A 15,300-nucleotide genomic window follows, 5' to 3' on the forward strand; every position below is an offset into this window, starting at 1 on the left:
TTAAAAACTTTAACTATTTATTGCTACTACTAATAATTGTAATTTTAGTATTTTCCTGTAAAGCTTTAACAATATTATCTGGTTCATTAATATCAAACACAATAATCTTTAAATTAGCTTCCATACTCATTGTAATTGCTGTTAAATCCATTACCCGTAATTGCTTTTGCGTTATATCCTCATAAGTTAAAAACTTATAATGAGTAGCAGTATTATCTATTTTTGGATCAGCACTATAAACACCATCAACACCATTTTTAGCCATTAATAAGACATCTGCCTTAATTTCCGCCGCTCGTAATGCCGCCGCAGTATCAGTTGTAAAATAAGGATATCCCGTTCCAGCTGCTAAAATAACAACATAACCCTTAGATAATCGTGATAGACATTTTTTAAAATAATAAGGTTCACAAATTTTATTCATTTCAATTGATGATTGAATAATTACTTTATCAAAGTTTTGATTCTTAAATTCAGCTTCTAAAGCTAAAGCATTCATTACCGTAGCTAACATCCCCATATAATCAGCATTAACCTTATCCAAACCAGCGATTTTAGCATTAACTCCTCTTCAAATGTTACCACCACCAACAACAACAGCAATTTCAATTCCTTCTTGCGATAAAGTAATAATTTGTTTAACAATATTTTTCATTCGTTGTGGATCATAAATGCTAACACCGCCTAAAGCTTCACCACTAATTTTTAATAAACATCGCTTATATTTAAATTCCATTATTCACACCTACTTCTTTTTCCCATATATATTTTATACGACATTTTTTTAAATAAAAAGAAAAACTTTAATTAAAATTTTAAAGTTTTTCTTTTAAAATATTACTACTTTTCTTTTTTTGAACGCACCGTTTTAAGTGGCTTTTTGTTAGTCAAATTATTTTCTTCTAAATTCATTACCTTATGAATATAATCTTGATAATTTTCCAAAATAAATTTTGTTGTTAAACTTTTTTTATTTCAACTAATTTTTCTTTTTGCTCTAGAACCTTCAATAAACCGAACTGTCAAATAATCATTTTCATTTTCATTTATTTCATAAATTTTTTCAATGCGAATCTTTCGTCCAAAAAGAAAAACAAATTGTTTTGTAAACTTAACAGCTAAATAATCAGAAACTAAAATACAATAAACAACAGTAAAAATAAGTAAAGCAAAATTTATTGTTAATAAACTAATAGCAAATTTATCATCAGAGGATAAAGTATCACTAATGGAAAAATTATATGTTTTACTAGTAATTGCTAATATTAATGTTGTTAACTGTAACGGTAAATTCATTACAATAATTGTTAATAAAATCAATGATTGTTTCTTATTTCAAAATCCTACTTTTGATGCAACTTTGTTAAACATTGTAAAACTACCAATAATTATTGCTATCAAACCAAAATAAAATGCAAATAAGAAATAAACTATTACTGATAAATACACTTTTAATTATGCCTCCTTTATTTTATCTTTATTTCAATGCTAATGTAGCGCTAATTAATAAAAATTAATCAGTTTTAGTAATTCCTTCACCAACTTCATAGCGATACATTACTAAAACTTTTGTATTATGCATTGTAAGAATTTCTTGAACTTTTTTCTTTTCATCAAACATAAAAGGTTGATCTAATAAAGAATATTCCGCTAACTGCTTATCTAAACGACCTTGCTTAATTTTTTCCAAAATTTCTGGTGGTTTATTTTCTGTTGCCATTTGACTATTAATAATATCCATTTCCTTATTAATAAAATCTTGAGGAATATCTTCACGACTAATAAAAGCAGGTTTTGAAGCCACAACATGCATCGCAAGTTTTTTAGCAATATCATTATCAACTTGACCTTGTAATTTAACTAAACTAGCAATACGATAATTACCATAATTATATCCCACTAATGTGTCTTGATCACTTTTAGTAATAATCGTAAAACGACGAATACTAATCTTTTCACCTAATTTATATGTTGCTTCATTTAATAAATCATTAACAACAATATTTTCTTCATTTTTTAACAATAATCCTGCTTCTAAAGTAAGTGGTTGATGTTTCAAAAATAAAGTTAAAATATTGTCTAATAATTCAAGAAATAATTTATTTTTAGCAACAAAATCAGTTTCACAATTTAATTCTAAAATAATTGCTATATCATCAACAACTAAAACTTTTGATAATCCCTCAGTATTAATTCGCGCTTGTTTAGCTTGTGCCTTTGCAATACCATTGGTTCTTAACCATTGAATCGCTGCTTCAATATTACCATTACTCGCCTCTAATGCTTTTTTGCAATCCATAAGGCCAACACTAGTACGATCACGCAAATTTTTAATCATTTCCATTGTTATTGGCATTATTCTTTAGTTCCTTTCTCACCGTCATTTTTTTCAATAATTTCTGCTTCCTTTTTACTTGGAGCAATAACTGCTGGTGCTGAATCAACACTAGCATTAGTTTGTAGTTTTTCTTCTTTAACAATAGTTAAATCAGTAGCTTCAATAATAGCATCAGCAACTAATGTTGAAATTAAAGCAATTGTTTTAGCAGCATCATCATTTCCAGGAATGGGATAACTAATACCATCAGGATCACTATTAGTATCACAAATAGCAATAATAGGAATATTTAACTTCAATGCTTCTTTAATTGCATTGTGTTCAACATTAGTATCAATAATAAATATTGCTTGTGGTAACGCCCGCATATGGCGAATTCCACTTAAAAACTTATCTAATTTCTCTTTATCTTTTTGAATTAAAATTTGCTCTTTTTTTGGTAAAACAGATAATTCACCAGTTTTTTCTCGTCGTTCAATATTTCATAATTTTTTAACACTTTTTTGAATTGTTCTTAAATTAGTTAAAGTTCCTCCAAGTCATCGCTTATTAACATAAAAAGAATTACTTCTTACTGCTTGTTCTTTAACAATATTTTGAGCTTGTTTCTTAGTACCAACAAAAATAATTTTTCCACCAGTTTTAGTTATTGATTTAATATACTCTAAAGCTTCTTCCAACATAATCATTGTTTTATGTAAATCAATAATATAAACTCCACTTTTTTCAGTGAAAATATACTTTTTCATCTTGGGATTTCATCTTTTAGTTTGATGACCAAAATGAGTCCCCGCTTCTAATAACTGTTCCTTAGTAACACTTGCCATATTTATTTCCTTTCGTTTTTCTTCCATATCCTTCTAACATTAATCACTTAATTAATAAGCACTAGACTAATGAATCCACATATGTGTTGCTTTTAAAATATTAGCAAATAAATTATAACACATTTACATTAAATCAATTACACCAGTTTTATTTAACGGTCGCGTTTAGTTTTCTTAGGTATTGCTTTGAAGAAGTAAAACAATCAGCTAATTATATTATTTAATTACTAAACTAACCCTGCCTTTCTTGTTATTGTCATTTTTATTCTTTTTCATTTTATCATATTATTGAATTTTTACACAACAAAAATTATTAATATTATTAAATTTTCACTAATATATATTAATTTTATATTTTTACTTACTTAAATCTATTATATTTATTTGTTACAGCATTACCTTTATAATTAATTCAACTATCATCATTTTTATTATTATATTTATTTCATAATGAATTTTTATATATTTCTTTTCTGATTTCTATTTCTGAATTAATATTTTCATTAATGTAATGTAATACATTTAAGTTGTTTAAATTTGCCATTCTTAAATGTAATAGATTATTTAAATTCTTATGATTATATATTTTTGCCCCATAGCCTAATTGTTGTTTTACTAAATGCGATACATCACTTTCAATGCTACAACCGATATTTCATTCTAAATTTTGATGATGAATACCTTGCTTATTATTACTGAAATAATTACTCGCCTTTCTTAAATTTGTTTTAATATCTTTATTTAATTCATTTTTAGCAACATTACGAATGTTTTTGATTAATTCTTGATGATTTCCATCCTTATATAATTTAATTCAACTATTTAGTGTTACTTTGCGATTTTCAAAAATAATATTAAATGCGGTTTGTTTTAATTTTTTAATAGCGTGATAACCATCTAAAATATATCTAACATTACCAAAACTGTTCGCAATTTCTCTAATTCAAGAATCACCATCACCACAAACAATTATTCTGTCATAATTAATATTTACATAATTTTTTTGTACTTCTTTAATTAATAAATCACGATAATCCATCGTATTTATTCGTTTACCAACTTTTAACATTAAAAAATGACCTCGTTTGTTTTCTAATTCTCTACGAGCATTTTTGTAATTTTTTTCTTTATGTCCGGTATGAAAAGTAACTAAACGAATTCTTTGGTCTTGTTTAACTTTCTGATCTAATGTTGCTAAAAATGTCTCATCTAGTTGAATATACAAATCCTTATTTTTGACATCAATTCTAGTTTTAGTTTCTTTTTCTGCTAGTTGAAAATATTCAGCAATATCGTATTTATTTAAAATATTTGAAATACTAGCTTTTGAAATATAACAATGATTTAGAGCATCTAAAACATCACGATACCGTTTACCATCTCCCAAAAGACTTAAAACTTTAAATTGGACATCAAAATAAATGCGTTGTTTAGGCAATAAGCCAATTTCTTTATCTAACAAACATACATATTCAAATTTACCTGATTTTTGATTTCAATATTTATATCGGCGTCGTTTAAAAGTAACATCACCAAAAATTGTAATAATTGTTCTTGGTGCAAAATGAACTACTTTATAACCTTGTTTTAACCGATAATGATATTTATATAAGTATTCATCTAATTTTTCATATTCATTAGCCAATTGTTCGCATTTATTGATGTACATATTTTTATGGGTTGTAAATAAACTAAATCAATGGTTGTTTTCTGAGGTTTTTACATTATTATTAATTTTTAACATAATAAATTACCTTTCTTGATAGTAACTTTAACAAATTTTAGTATTCAATAAACCGAAAAAAATGATAAAAATTCTTATTTGATGATTTATAATGAGATTCCAAAGTAAAGAAATTGCAGATTAGGATTTGGAGAAAGGAAAAGGTGTTGTAAATTTTATTAATTAGTAAAAATTCACGAAAGGAATTTAATTAATATGAAAAAATTACTCAGTTTATTAAGCACAATAACAATGGCCGGAAGCGGAATGTCAGGAATTGTCGGAAACGCTCCAACTTCAACAAAAAGTGAAATCAGTTATTTAAAAACAAATAATTTAAAAAATTTAGATAAAAAAGTTTATTTTATTGAAGATAAACCAAACAATTATGATGCTATAGAAATTAGCGAAATAAAAGGGCAAGTTAATGATATTGCAATCCATGACAGAAATATTAAGTCTACAGTTGCTGGTGCTACTTATTTTGCAACAGATGATGGATTATATTTTAAATCAAGACCTTCATCAAACTTAATTAAAATTAATGGAATAAATAACAAGGTTAATCGCATTATAATTTCTCAATCAACAGGAGAAGCTTACGCAATATCTGCAAATAAAAAAATTTATTTGATTGAAGATAAACCAAACAATTATGATGCTATAGAAATTAGCGAAATAAAAGGGCAAGTTAATGATATTGCAATCCATGACAGAAATATTAAGTCTACAGTTGCTGGTGCTACTTATTTTGCAACAGATGATGGATTATATTTTAAATCAAGACCTTCATCAAACTTAATTAAAATTAATGGAATAAATAACAAGGTTAATCGCATTATAATTTCTCAATCAACAGGAGAAGCTTACGCAATATCTGCAAATAAAAAAATTTATTTGATTGAAGATAAACCAAACAATTATGATGCTATAGAAATTAGCGAAATAAAAGGGCAAGTTAATGATATTGCAATCCATGACAGAAATATTAAGTCTACAGTTGCTGGTGCTACTTATTTTGCAACAGATGATGGATTATATTTTAAATCAAGACCTTCATCAAACTTAATTAAAATTAATGGAATAAATAACAAGGTTAATCGCATTATAATTTCTCAATCAACAGGAGAAGCTTACGCAATATCTGCAAATAAAAAAATTTATTTGATTGAAGATAAACCAAACAATTATGATGCTATAGAAATTAGCGAAATAAAAGGGCAAGTTAATGATATTGCAATCCATGACAGAAATATTAAGTCTACAGTTGCTGGTGCTACTTATTTTGCAACAGATGATGGATTATATTTTAAATCAAGACCTTCATCAAACTTAATTAAAATTAATGGAATAAATGAAGCAGTTATTTCTATTATAATTGAACAAAAAAGTGGTAATGTATTTGCAATAACTAAAACTAAAATGCTTTTAAATATTATTATTCAAATAAATAATTTACGGTTTAATAACATTATTAATGATGAAATTATTTTAAATGAATTAAATTATTTAAATCCTAATTTAGATATATCACAATTAGAAATTATTAATAAAACAGATACATCAGCTACAATTAAAGCAAAAGACAATGGTAAATATTTTGGTGAAGTTACTGTTAATTATAAAATTAAAAATAAAGATGAAATTAATGCTATTAATTTAAATGAATTAATTAAAAGAGCAGTATTTTTTAAGTTTCGTGATGAAAACCCTAATTTAAAATTTAAAGAAATAAAATATATTGATACTAATAATTTAAATTTTTCAAATACTGAAATAACAAAAAGAGAAAATTCATTTTTATGATCTAATGCTCCTAAAAATGTATGTTCTGATAGAGAAATTATCAATAAAACTCCAAATACAAGATCATTTAATGTACCCACTTGTGAATATAATTCAAAATCAAAATTAGTATTTCAAATTACAACAGGATTAACTAAAACAAAACAAGAAAATAAATTAAATGGTTGAAACATAAATTCTGATGATGAAATGAAATTAACAGATTTTACAAATATAAATAATAAAAATTCTAAAATCATTAATGTATTATCAAATGAATTTGATTTATCAAACACAAATAAACAAGAACAAGAAATGATTTTAAGTATTTTTAAGGTACCCGCTGATAAATTTGAACTTAATCCCAATGAAAAATTAAAAATTACTTATCCAGTAAGAATAATTACATCTAAAGTTATATTAAATTTAAAACAAAAAATTACAGGAAATATTACTGCCAAAATAATTGATGATAACAATAAAGAACAAGTAGTTACATTATCAATTACAGAAGTAATGCAAATTTTACAAAAATATAGTTTATTACCCAATGAAATTACTATAGATAAAAACAATGATAACATAACATTTAACGGTGAAGCATTTTTTTCATCAGAAAGAGAAGGGCCGGTAAAAACAAATACAGTTACTACTATAGTATAAGGTTTTATAAAAACGATATTAGCTATTTAGAACAATAACTTTAATTGGAGCAAGTACACCATGTTTAATTTCTTGTGAAAAATAAGAAAAATATTCAAACCAGTAATTTTAATTAATTACTGGTTTCTTATTTTATTAAAATATAAAAAATGAAAAGTTGCTTAGTTGTTTAAGAGTATTGTCATCATAGACAACCACCTTTTAGGGTAGTAATTTTAACAGTTTTTAAATTTAGTTAACTTATTTTTCTGTTTTAATGATAAATGTTTTTCTAGGATTTATTTCTATTCTATATCCGCTTGAGTGATCATAGTAATTTATTGTCATTTCTAATTGGATAAACTTTTGGATTTTGTATGTTTTTCTATTGTTATTTTGGTTAATTATTTTGCCATATTTTCCTGTTAAATCTTCAATATTTTTTCTTATTTCATTGTTTTTTAAAAAAGCAGGAGTTATAAATTCAAGTTTATCATTTGTTGGTTTTGGTCTTTCTTTAAGTACTTTTTCAAGATTTTTTTTATTTATACTTATAGGAACTTTTATTATTATTTTTAATTCATCATGATGTTGTTGAATATTCTCAATTTCAACTTCTTTTAAATTTTCAAGTTTAACTTCTTTTTCATAAATTTGATTTTTAATCATTGGTGGTGTTATTGATTTATTTGTTTTATTATTACAACCAGTTATGAATAATGTTGCTAATTCCAAGAGAGTTAGTATATTTAAAAATTTCATAATTTTAACTTCTTTATTTTTTCTATATATATATATATATATATTACACGAAAATTCTTAAAATCATTAGAAAAATGGCAAAACCGATTAAAAATTGGAAGGTATAGTAAAAAGCTGGTACTGTTTTAAAAACTGGAAAAATATCGGTTGAAAAGTTAACTGTTGCTTTTGCAATAATTGCTAATGGTCGTAAAATCGTGATGATTTGTGACGCTGTCAGTATTCAGTTTATCATTTTGATACCAGCATTTTGAATGGCACAACCAATATCATTAAATGTTGGTATTCATCGTCCCGAATATTTGCAATTTGCTGGTGGAATTAAATCGTCTCATTCACTGTTATTTGAACCATCAGGGATAAAGGCTGTTGAATTTAATACATTAAAGTCATAAATTTTAAAATTGTAGTTAGAAATATTACCTTTGTGATAAAGTGGAAAAGTTAAGGTAAAAATATTAATACCATAACGAATATCAATATCGGTATTGAGATAATTAATACTGTTAGCAGTCTTGCTGGTTGGCAAGGTAATTAGTTTATTGTCGTAAGATTTAAGGACATTAAAATTAATTTGATAAATGCTATTGGTATTGTTAATAGCATTGTAATTCTCTTGGTGCATTTTTTTGTCAAAAGTAAAGAAATAACTTCTTAGTAATAATTCTGAGTTTCCTATAATATTTACTAAGTATTTTTTGGGATAAAAGGTAATTAATGAACGATAAAAGAAACCTATTTGAATAAAATAATCCTTCTTATAGTTTTCTATACCCTTAAAATCAATTTCGGTATGAGTTTTTTCGTCCATATCAAAAGTCGCATAAAATAAACTAGCAAAGAAATTGCCAAGAATTTCATAGATTTCATCAAAAACATTTTTGTAATCGCTGTTGTTAATACTAGGAATGTTATTTTTAAAATATAGGTAAATATCATTTTTTAAATCGGGGTCATATCGTAGAAAACTAAATTTAACATTGAGGTAATTTAAGGTTCCGAAAAGGTACTTAATTAGGTAATAATCGTTAGCTCTTGTGGTGTCATATTTTCATATTTCATTTTCACCGTGTAATAATTGTAAATAGTTATTTCCAGCAATTAGGGTTTTATTAAATGCCTTAATTTTGAGGACATTATCGTTGTTATCATCTTGTTTCGGAATGACCATTTTAATCGTATTTGTTCCTTGCAATTGTGTGCTCGTTTCAATTGCGGTGAATTTAACGGTAAATGTTCTGTCAGCGACATTGTCTGTTGTTAAATCAAAAGTAGTGCTATCGTCTAAGTAATTGTTGTCATTATCTTTAATTTCTGTATTATAGTCGATGCCTTCAATTGCATTATTTACGCCAGCAAGATTGTTAATTTTTTCATTAAGTCTTTTTTTAATTTTTTTTATAACTTCAATTTTGGTTGCATTTGTAGGGTCGATTATTTCTGAATTTGGTAAAATAGTTGAAGTCTTATGATAAAAATAGCTCTCGTCTTTAAAGCCGTGATTTTTAATCGTAAATTCTTTGTAATAACCTTTTTCTAAGGTGTCAATGAAATTAAATACTGGTGTTCAATAAAGATAAGAATAATTGAATTTGTCAAAATCACCGCGATGAATCATTAAATAATCAAGATTATCAACAACATCGTTATAGTTATGGTTTCCATCAAATTTTTTGGTTATTTCTGGCAAATCAATGTCGGTTGTATCTTTTTCTGTTTTAATGATAAATGTTTTTCTAGGATTTATTTCTATTCTATATCCGCTTGAGTGATCATAGTAATTTATTGTCATTTCTAATTGGATAAACTTTTGGATTTTGTATGTTTTTCTATTGTTATTTTGGTTAATTATTTTGCCATATTTTCCTGTTAAATCTTCAATATTTTTTCTTATTTCATTGTTTTTTGAAAAAGCAGGAGTTATAAATTCAAGTTTATCATTTGTTGGTTTTGGTCTTTCTTTAAGTACTTCTTCAAGATTTTTTTTATTTATATTTATAGGAACTTTTATTATTATTTTTAATTCATCATGATGCTGTTGAATATTCTCAATTTCAACTTCTTTTAAATTTTCAAGTTTAACTTCTTTTTCGTAAATTTGGTTATTTTGTCTTTTGTTTCTAATTAGTGATTGTGTTGTTATTTCGTCATTATTAATATTTTGGGGAATGGTAAAAATGTTATTGAAACTAATAATTAACACGGTAAATATTTTCATAAACATTTTTATCACTCCTTTTTAAAATATTTTATTTTTCATTGTTCTTTTGGTTTTGATTTTTTTAATAAGTCACTCAATGCTACAGTTTATAACTACTGCTATTGTAATGCATATATCTAAATATCCTAGTATCATAAGTGAAATTAATACTTCAAATTTTTCATATAATAATTTCAAATCATTAGTTTCCAATTTTAAAAATGGAATAAAAAAGATAATAATCATAAAAATGTAAGGTAAAATTCTCCATCAATATTTTTTTAAAGAATTAATTAGTTTGTTTGATTTCATTTTTTAAGGTTCTTTTTGCTTTAATTTTCTGAATAATAAAGCGGATGAATTTTTCAAATTTAATTGCAAAATATATTGCTCCGCCTCATCAAAAAACAAATATTCCTGCTAGCATAATACCACTATTGAACTTGCCAAAGAAATCAACCATCTCTTTATTCATAAACTCATTAAATTCGTTACTTGTTCCAGTTATTCATTTAGTATCAATTGCTGTTAATGCACAAAGTAATAAGCTTATAAAAATGAAAATGATACTTAATACTATTTTTAACCACTGCTTTTTAAAAGAATTTTTAATTCTTAATTTTAATGGCATTTTTTCTTTTGAATTATCTTTTTTAAATAATTTTCCTAAAAGTTTCTTCATTTTAATTTTCCTTTCATATTTTTATCGTCCTTTAATCACAATAAATAAAGCAATAAGTACACAAGTGACACCAAGAATGGTAAAAATTGGGTGTTGCGAAAATGTCCGAGCCATTGGTTTAAATAGTTCTAAAATTGTTAAATTGCTAGTAATAAACTTTTGGAAATTGGCAAGTCCCTCGCTAATATAGTTCGTTAAAGTTTCAAAATGACTACCAGCCAATAATCCAAGAACAGTTATTAAGATAAAAATAATAATTAGTTTAAACATTGTTAGTTCCCTTGTTTTGTTTTTATTGGTTTTATTTGTTTTTTAGCTTTTCCTCAGGCACTTAAACGACCTTTATTTTTAACCGCATATTGGCGTTGTTTTTCCAAATTAACTTGTTGACTACCAAATCCAAGAATAATTGCCATAAGAAATTCTACAGCCAGTGTTAAGAATAGAGGAAATATTAGTTGAATATTCGTTCCCGGCACTTCTAAACTTCAAATTAAGTCAAAAACTTTATAAAGCATTTGAGCGAGAAAGTCGGCCATTTTTGCGAGATTTTCCATTTTTTATTATTCCTTTTCTTTCATTTTTCTTAAAAATTTGCTAAATTTATCCATTTTTAAGTATTCTAAGTCTTCTAAATCAATTGCGGTGTCAGTATAGTATTTGTCTTCATAATCAGGATTTACTTTTGCATTTAAGTAATCTCTTAAAAATGCTAGGTAAAAAGAATTGTAAGTGTTAAGTATTGGTAGAGGAATTTTTAGTTTAAAAAAATAGATATCGAGTTCAGGAATATCACGATATTTAATGCGACGACCTTTTTTGCTATTTTTCGCATCGATTAAGGTGTTTCGTCAGCGTTCATATTCTTCAATGCTCGTAAAGGTACCATAGATGACTTTTAAGTAGGGGCGAAAAATATTAACGGGTTTTTTACGAATTCCCACAATTACATTATTGGCAATATCACGAACTTTAACTCAAATATGTTTATCTCTCTGACCGCTAGCAAGCACAATATGACCAAAATGCCGTGCCAGAGCGAAATATTCTTGAATACCGCTTTCTTCGTTTTTGGTATTATTTTTTTCTCAATCGGTTCCTTCTAAAAATAAATTGGTTTCATCTCACAAAAGCAAGGTTTTGTCAGGCAATACTGGATAATCAAAGTCTAACAATCCCATATGCCCTAAACTTAATTTTTGGGTTTCTAGTAATGGAAATGTTGATGCGATATGATATTTTTTCTTTTTTAGTAATTTTGATGCGTATACTAGAAAAGCAGTTTTTCCAGTTCCTAATGAACCAATAACGATGTTTAATGGTGAATTTTTTAAAAAATTAATAACTTTGTTAATTTGCGTTAAATTACTGATTTTAAAAAGGAAAATTAAAATACAACCTGCTAAAAATAAATAACTTACAATGTTTTTAAAATAACCGTTGTAAATATATCAAATTGCTCCTCAATGTCATAAAATTAAAAATGAGGTGCGATTTAATTCAATAAAATGGTTATTTTTTTCTATTATTCATTTGCAAAATTTCATCTTGCACCTCACTTTATTTTTTTGTTAGCGTACCGCTCCAAGTAATTTTTCAAACATTTTAAAGCAAATAAAGAATATTGCCAAAATAAATGGAAAAATGAATATTCAGTAGTCAGCAAAGAAGTTACCGACTTGTGGCATATTAACAGCAATAATTTCTCACATTTTAGTAAACGCCGTTATAATCGCATTTCATAATTTAGTCATTGCGTCACTAGCTGTTATTTTTGTTACTGCTGGTGCTTCTATTAAGAAAGTTCCAATCATATAATCACCCCCTTTCTTTTTAAAGCATTCATCATTTATATTCAAAATTTTTCTTAAATTTGTTAAAACCACGATTAATCTTAACACGATTATATTTTTTCCTAATTAATTTTGAATTTCTTTGGGAATGCATCACAATGTAACTTCTTGACATTAATTTTTTCCCTATCTAAATACTGATATGGTTTTTCAAAGTAGCATTAGAATAAATCACACCATAATCGCTGTTAAGAATCAAAAAGCAATGTTTGCTATTAAAAGCCAAAGTGTTTCTTGAGTTAAATCAATTTCTTTATCACCACTAATATGAGCCGGAATAGTTGTAATTTGAATAAATAAATCTCAGAAAGTTTGTTTGATTTGTTCTCAATCAAATTCTTTTAAGTTTATTGTCATTTTTTATCTCCCAAAAATCATTTTTATTGGTAAATATATAATTGAAATTAACGCGAAAAGAAAAGTAATGATAATAATTAATCCGGCAATAAACGCAACTTGTGCAGGCATTTTTTCTATCGGAACAAACAGTTTTAAAAATTCCATAATAATTTCTCAAAACATTATTTTTTATCCGCATTATTTTCTTTTGAATTAGGGGTTTTAACTCATTCTTCAAAGCGAGCAATAAACACTTTTTCGTCTTTTGTGAAATTACCAGTATTATTTTTAATGGCATTTTTATATTTAATTCGCATTTTTATTTTGGCATAAATTTTATAAGCAAAATATGCCAATAGCATGATGCTGATAATAATAAATATTAGTCCAATTGCAATATTCATTTTTAAGCTCCTTTAAAATAGTTATAATTTATATCTTTTTTGTTGTTTTCTTTTTCGGCAATGAAGAAGCCTAATAATTCTTGTCCCTTAATTAATTTGGTTTCTTGCTCTTGTTGATTAATTGAAATTACTTGATATTTACTATCTTTTATTATTCCAATACAAATCGAATTTTCATATTTTCCTTTATAAACAAATCGCTTTGGAAACCAAATGCCGATTTGTTCATTAAATCATGGAATTTTAGGTGCTTTAATAAACATTGCGTTTTGTGTTTCTTTTAAGAGATATTTTTTAGTATTTAAGAAAATGTTTTCAATGTTTTTCATAATAAATTACCTTTCTTATTTGTTATAAACTAAGTTACATTAACTAAGTTAGTTGACTCAGTTTTTTAAACACTTATATATCGCAGATTTAAGTGTTTAACAAGCTTTGTTAGTAAATTTTGTTTTTTTAATTAGATAAAGATTTTAATAATTTTAAACTTAATATACCCCTATATAGAAATTTCTACACTTTAACATCCGCATCCTACCCTTGGAACTAATTTAATAGCGTGTATATTTTTAGGAAATCCACCCATTCATTTTTTTATTGCAAAATGAAACAAATTGCTATAGCTAATAGGATGTTATCTATCAACTGGTAAACTTCTTTTGGTTATGGCGACCACCCACAATTTATCGTGCTTTAATACATACCAACATTATTAATTCACTTGTATTTAATTTTCAAAGAACAAATTTTTAACACCTTATAAAATAAAAAGACAATCATTGCTGACTGTCTTAATACTTATTCAAATCTTTTCTTACCTAACAAAACTTTATGCGTCCTTATTTAACTTTTGCAGTAAAAAATCAATGGAAAAATTAGATTCACTAATCTTATAAATTGTAACTTCCATTTGTTCAGCATATTGCATAACATCTAAAAATGATAACGGATTATTTAAAACAAAATTTAATTCTTGACTAGCCTCTTCATATCAGTAAGGAATATTATATTTAATAAAAAAATCTATGATTTTTCAATCATTATCTGACATTAAAAAATAAGAAGAATCAACACCAAATGGTGCAATTGAACCAGAATAAAACTGTTTACCATTAAGTACTAATGTAAACTCATCAAGATAATATTTAACTTCATTTAATAAATGGGAAGACAAAAAAATTGTTTTCTTTTGCGATGCTAAAAATTTTAAATATTCCATAATTATGCGACGATTAGTAATATCCAATCCTGCTTCTGGTTCATCTAAAATAACAATATCTGGATCATGCAATAACCCTTGAATAATCATTACCCGTTTTTTCATTCCCGAAGAAAATGCATTAACATTCTTATTACGATGTTCTCAAATTCCTAATTTAGTCATTAAGTCTTCAATCCGATTTTTTAATCGCTTACCTTTAACACCACTTAATTTTCCCATATATCGTAAAAATTGATATGCTGTTATATCCTCAGGAAAAGTAATAAACTCAGGAACATAACCAATACTATGTTTTACTTTAATATTTTTATTATTTTTACCATTAATGGATATCGTTCCCTTAAAAGAATTAATTCCGCGAATTAATGATTTAATAAATACTGTTTTACCACTACCAGAAAGTCCAATAATTGCATGAATTTTTCCTGGATTTACTTGCAAATTAAAAGGACCAACAATATTTTTTTTAAAACTTTTAATAAAGTTTTTAGCTTCAATTTTATATTTCATAACTTTTCTCCTT

General features: G+C 25.7%; 20 protein-coding genes. 1 reads left to right on the top strand and 19 read right to left on the bottom strand.

Annotated features, from left to right (window positions below):
* Positions 1-13: 13 nt before the first annotated feature.
* The 5 genes from pyrH to AAHM88_RS05650 all read right to left on the bottom strand — a co-directional run bounded on the left by pyrH (position 14) and on the right by AAHM88_RS05650 (position 4,909).
* Complete coding sequence (pyrH, locus tag AAHM88_RS05630; RefSeq protein WP_342189892.1) at positions 14-736, bottom strand: UMP kinase; 723 nt, start codon at positions 734-736, stop codon at positions 14-16.
* Between the two features lie 104 nt (positions 737-840).
* Positions 841-1,449 carry a hypothetical protein gene (locus AAHM88_RS05635; RefSeq protein ID WP_342262525.1) on the bottom strand — a complete coding sequence of 203 codons (609 nt, stop codon included), beginning with the start codon at positions 1,447-1,449 and terminating at the stop codon, positions 841-843.
* Between the two features lie 64 nt (positions 1,450-1,513).
* Entirely contained in the window at positions 1,514-2,356 is an 843-nt protein-coding gene (gene tsf, locus AAHM88_RS05640) for a translation elongation factor Ts (RefSeq protein ID WP_342262526.1), read from the bottom strand.
* Positions 2,356-3,165 (bottom strand): 30S ribosomal protein S2, encoded by an 810-nt coding sequence (rpsB, locus tag AAHM88_RS05645; protein ID WP_425289540.1) that lies wholly within the window; start codon positions 3,163-3,165, stop codon positions 2,356-2,358. The genes tsf and rpsB overlap by 1 nt, the downstream gene beginning before the upstream one ends.
* Before the next feature lie 361 nt (positions 3,166-3,526).
* Positions 3,527-4,909, bottom strand: a complete 1,383-nt coding sequence (locus AAHM88_RS05650; protein ID WP_342262528.1) for an Mbov_0401 family ICE element transposase-like protein — start codon at positions 4,907-4,909, stop codon at positions 3,527-3,529.
* Between the two features lie 195 nt (positions 4,910-5,104).
* Here AAHM88_RS05650 and AAHM88_RS05655 point away from each other — a divergent pair, with 195 nt between their 5' ends.
* Complete coding sequence (locus tag AAHM88_RS05655; protein ID WP_342262529.1) at positions 5,105-7,336, top strand: hypothetical protein; 2,232 nt, start codon at positions 5,105-5,107, stop codon at positions 7,334-7,336.
* A gap of 240 nt (positions 7,337-7,576) precedes the next feature.
* Here AAHM88_RS05655 and AAHM88_RS05660 read toward each other — a convergent pair whose 3' ends face one another.
* The 14 genes from AAHM88_RS05660 to AAHM88_RS05725 all read right to left on the bottom strand — a co-directional run bounded on the left by AAHM88_RS05660 (position 7,577) and on the right by AAHM88_RS05725 (position 15,287).
* Positions 7,577-8,077, bottom strand: a complete 501-nt coding sequence (locus AAHM88_RS05660; RefSeq protein WP_342262530.1) for a hypothetical protein — start codon at positions 8,075-8,077, stop codon at positions 7,577-7,579.
* Positions 8,078-8,120: 43 nt separating this feature from the next.
* Positions 8,121-10,301, bottom strand: coding sequence for a hypothetical protein (locus AAHM88_RS05665; protein ID WP_342262531.1), 2,181 nt, complete (start codon positions 10,299-10,301; stop codon positions 8,121-8,123).
* Between the two features lie 15 nt (positions 10,302-10,316).
* Positions 10,317-10,523 carry a hypothetical protein gene (locus tag AAHM88_RS05670; protein WP_342262532.1) on the bottom strand — a complete coding sequence of 69 codons (207 nt, stop codon included), beginning with the start codon at positions 10,521-10,523 and terminating at the stop codon, positions 10,317-10,319.
* Between the two features lie 43 nt (positions 10,524-10,566).
* Positions 10,567-10,959 (bottom strand): hypothetical protein, encoded by a 393-nt coding sequence (locus AAHM88_RS05675; RefSeq protein ID WP_342262533.1) that lies wholly within the window; start codon positions 10,957-10,959, stop codon positions 10,567-10,569.
* A gap of 21 nt (positions 10,960-10,980) precedes the next feature.
* Positions 10,981-11,229: a hypothetical protein gene (locus AAHM88_RS05680; protein WP_215826579.1), complete on the bottom strand. Its 249-nt coding sequence runs from the start codon at positions 11,227-11,229 to the stop codon at positions 10,981-10,983.
* Between the two features lie 2 nt (positions 11,230-11,231).
* On the bottom strand, positions 11,232-11,516 hold the full coding sequence (locus AAHM88_RS05685) for a hypothetical protein (protein ID WP_338968736.1): 285 nt from the start codon (positions 11,514-11,516) through the stop codon (positions 11,232-11,234).
* A 6-nt stretch (positions 11,517-11,522) separates the two neighbouring features.
* A complete protein-coding gene (locus tag AAHM88_RS05690) occupies positions 11,523-12,506 on the bottom strand; it encodes a hypothetical protein (RefSeq protein WP_342262534.1) in 984 nt (327 codons plus the stop codon).
* 24 nt (positions 12,507-12,530) lie between these two features.
* Positions 12,531-12,773 (bottom strand): hypothetical protein, encoded by a 243-nt coding sequence (locus tag AAHM88_RS05695; RefSeq protein WP_342262535.1) that lies wholly within the window; start codon positions 12,771-12,773, stop codon positions 12,531-12,533.
* Between the two features lie 19 nt (positions 12,774-12,792).
* A complete protein-coding gene (locus AAHM88_RS05700) occupies positions 12,793-12,927 on the bottom strand; it encodes a hypothetical protein (protein ID WP_342262536.1) in 135 nt (44 codons plus the stop codon).
* Positions 12,928-12,938: 11 nt separating this feature from the next.
* Entirely contained in the window at positions 12,939-13,169 is a 231-nt protein-coding gene (locus tag AAHM88_RS05705) for a hypothetical protein (protein WP_342262537.1), read from the bottom strand.
* A 3-nt stretch (positions 13,170-13,172) separates the two neighbouring features.
* Positions 13,173-13,334, bottom strand: a complete 162-nt coding sequence (locus AAHM88_RS05710) for a hypothetical protein (RefSeq protein ID WP_342262538.1) — start codon at positions 13,332-13,334, stop codon at positions 13,173-13,175.
* Positions 13,334-13,555 (bottom strand): hypothetical protein, encoded by a 222-nt coding sequence (locus AAHM88_RS05715; protein WP_342223528.1) that lies wholly within the window; start codon positions 13,553-13,555, stop codon positions 13,334-13,336. Before AAHM88_RS05715 ends, AAHM88_RS05710 begins: the two co-directional genes overlap by 1 nt.
* 2 nt (positions 13,556-13,557) lie before the next feature.
* Positions 13,558-13,884: a hypothetical protein gene (locus AAHM88_RS05720; protein WP_338967359.1), complete on the bottom strand. Its 327-nt coding sequence runs from the start codon at positions 13,882-13,884 to the stop codon at positions 13,558-13,560.
* Positions 13,885-14,384: 500 nt separating this feature from the next.
* Positions 14,385-15,287, bottom strand: coding sequence for an ABC transporter ATP-binding protein (locus AAHM88_RS05725; protein ID WP_342262539.1), 903 nt, complete (start codon positions 15,285-15,287; stop codon positions 14,385-14,387).
* Positions 15,288-15,300 lie beyond the last annotated feature (13 nt).

The organism is Spiroplasma endosymbiont of Dromius quadrimaculatus (genome assembly GCF_964031155.1).
Classification (GTDB): domain Bacteria; phylum Bacillota_I; class Bacilli_A; order Mycoplasmatales; family Nriv7; genus Nriv7.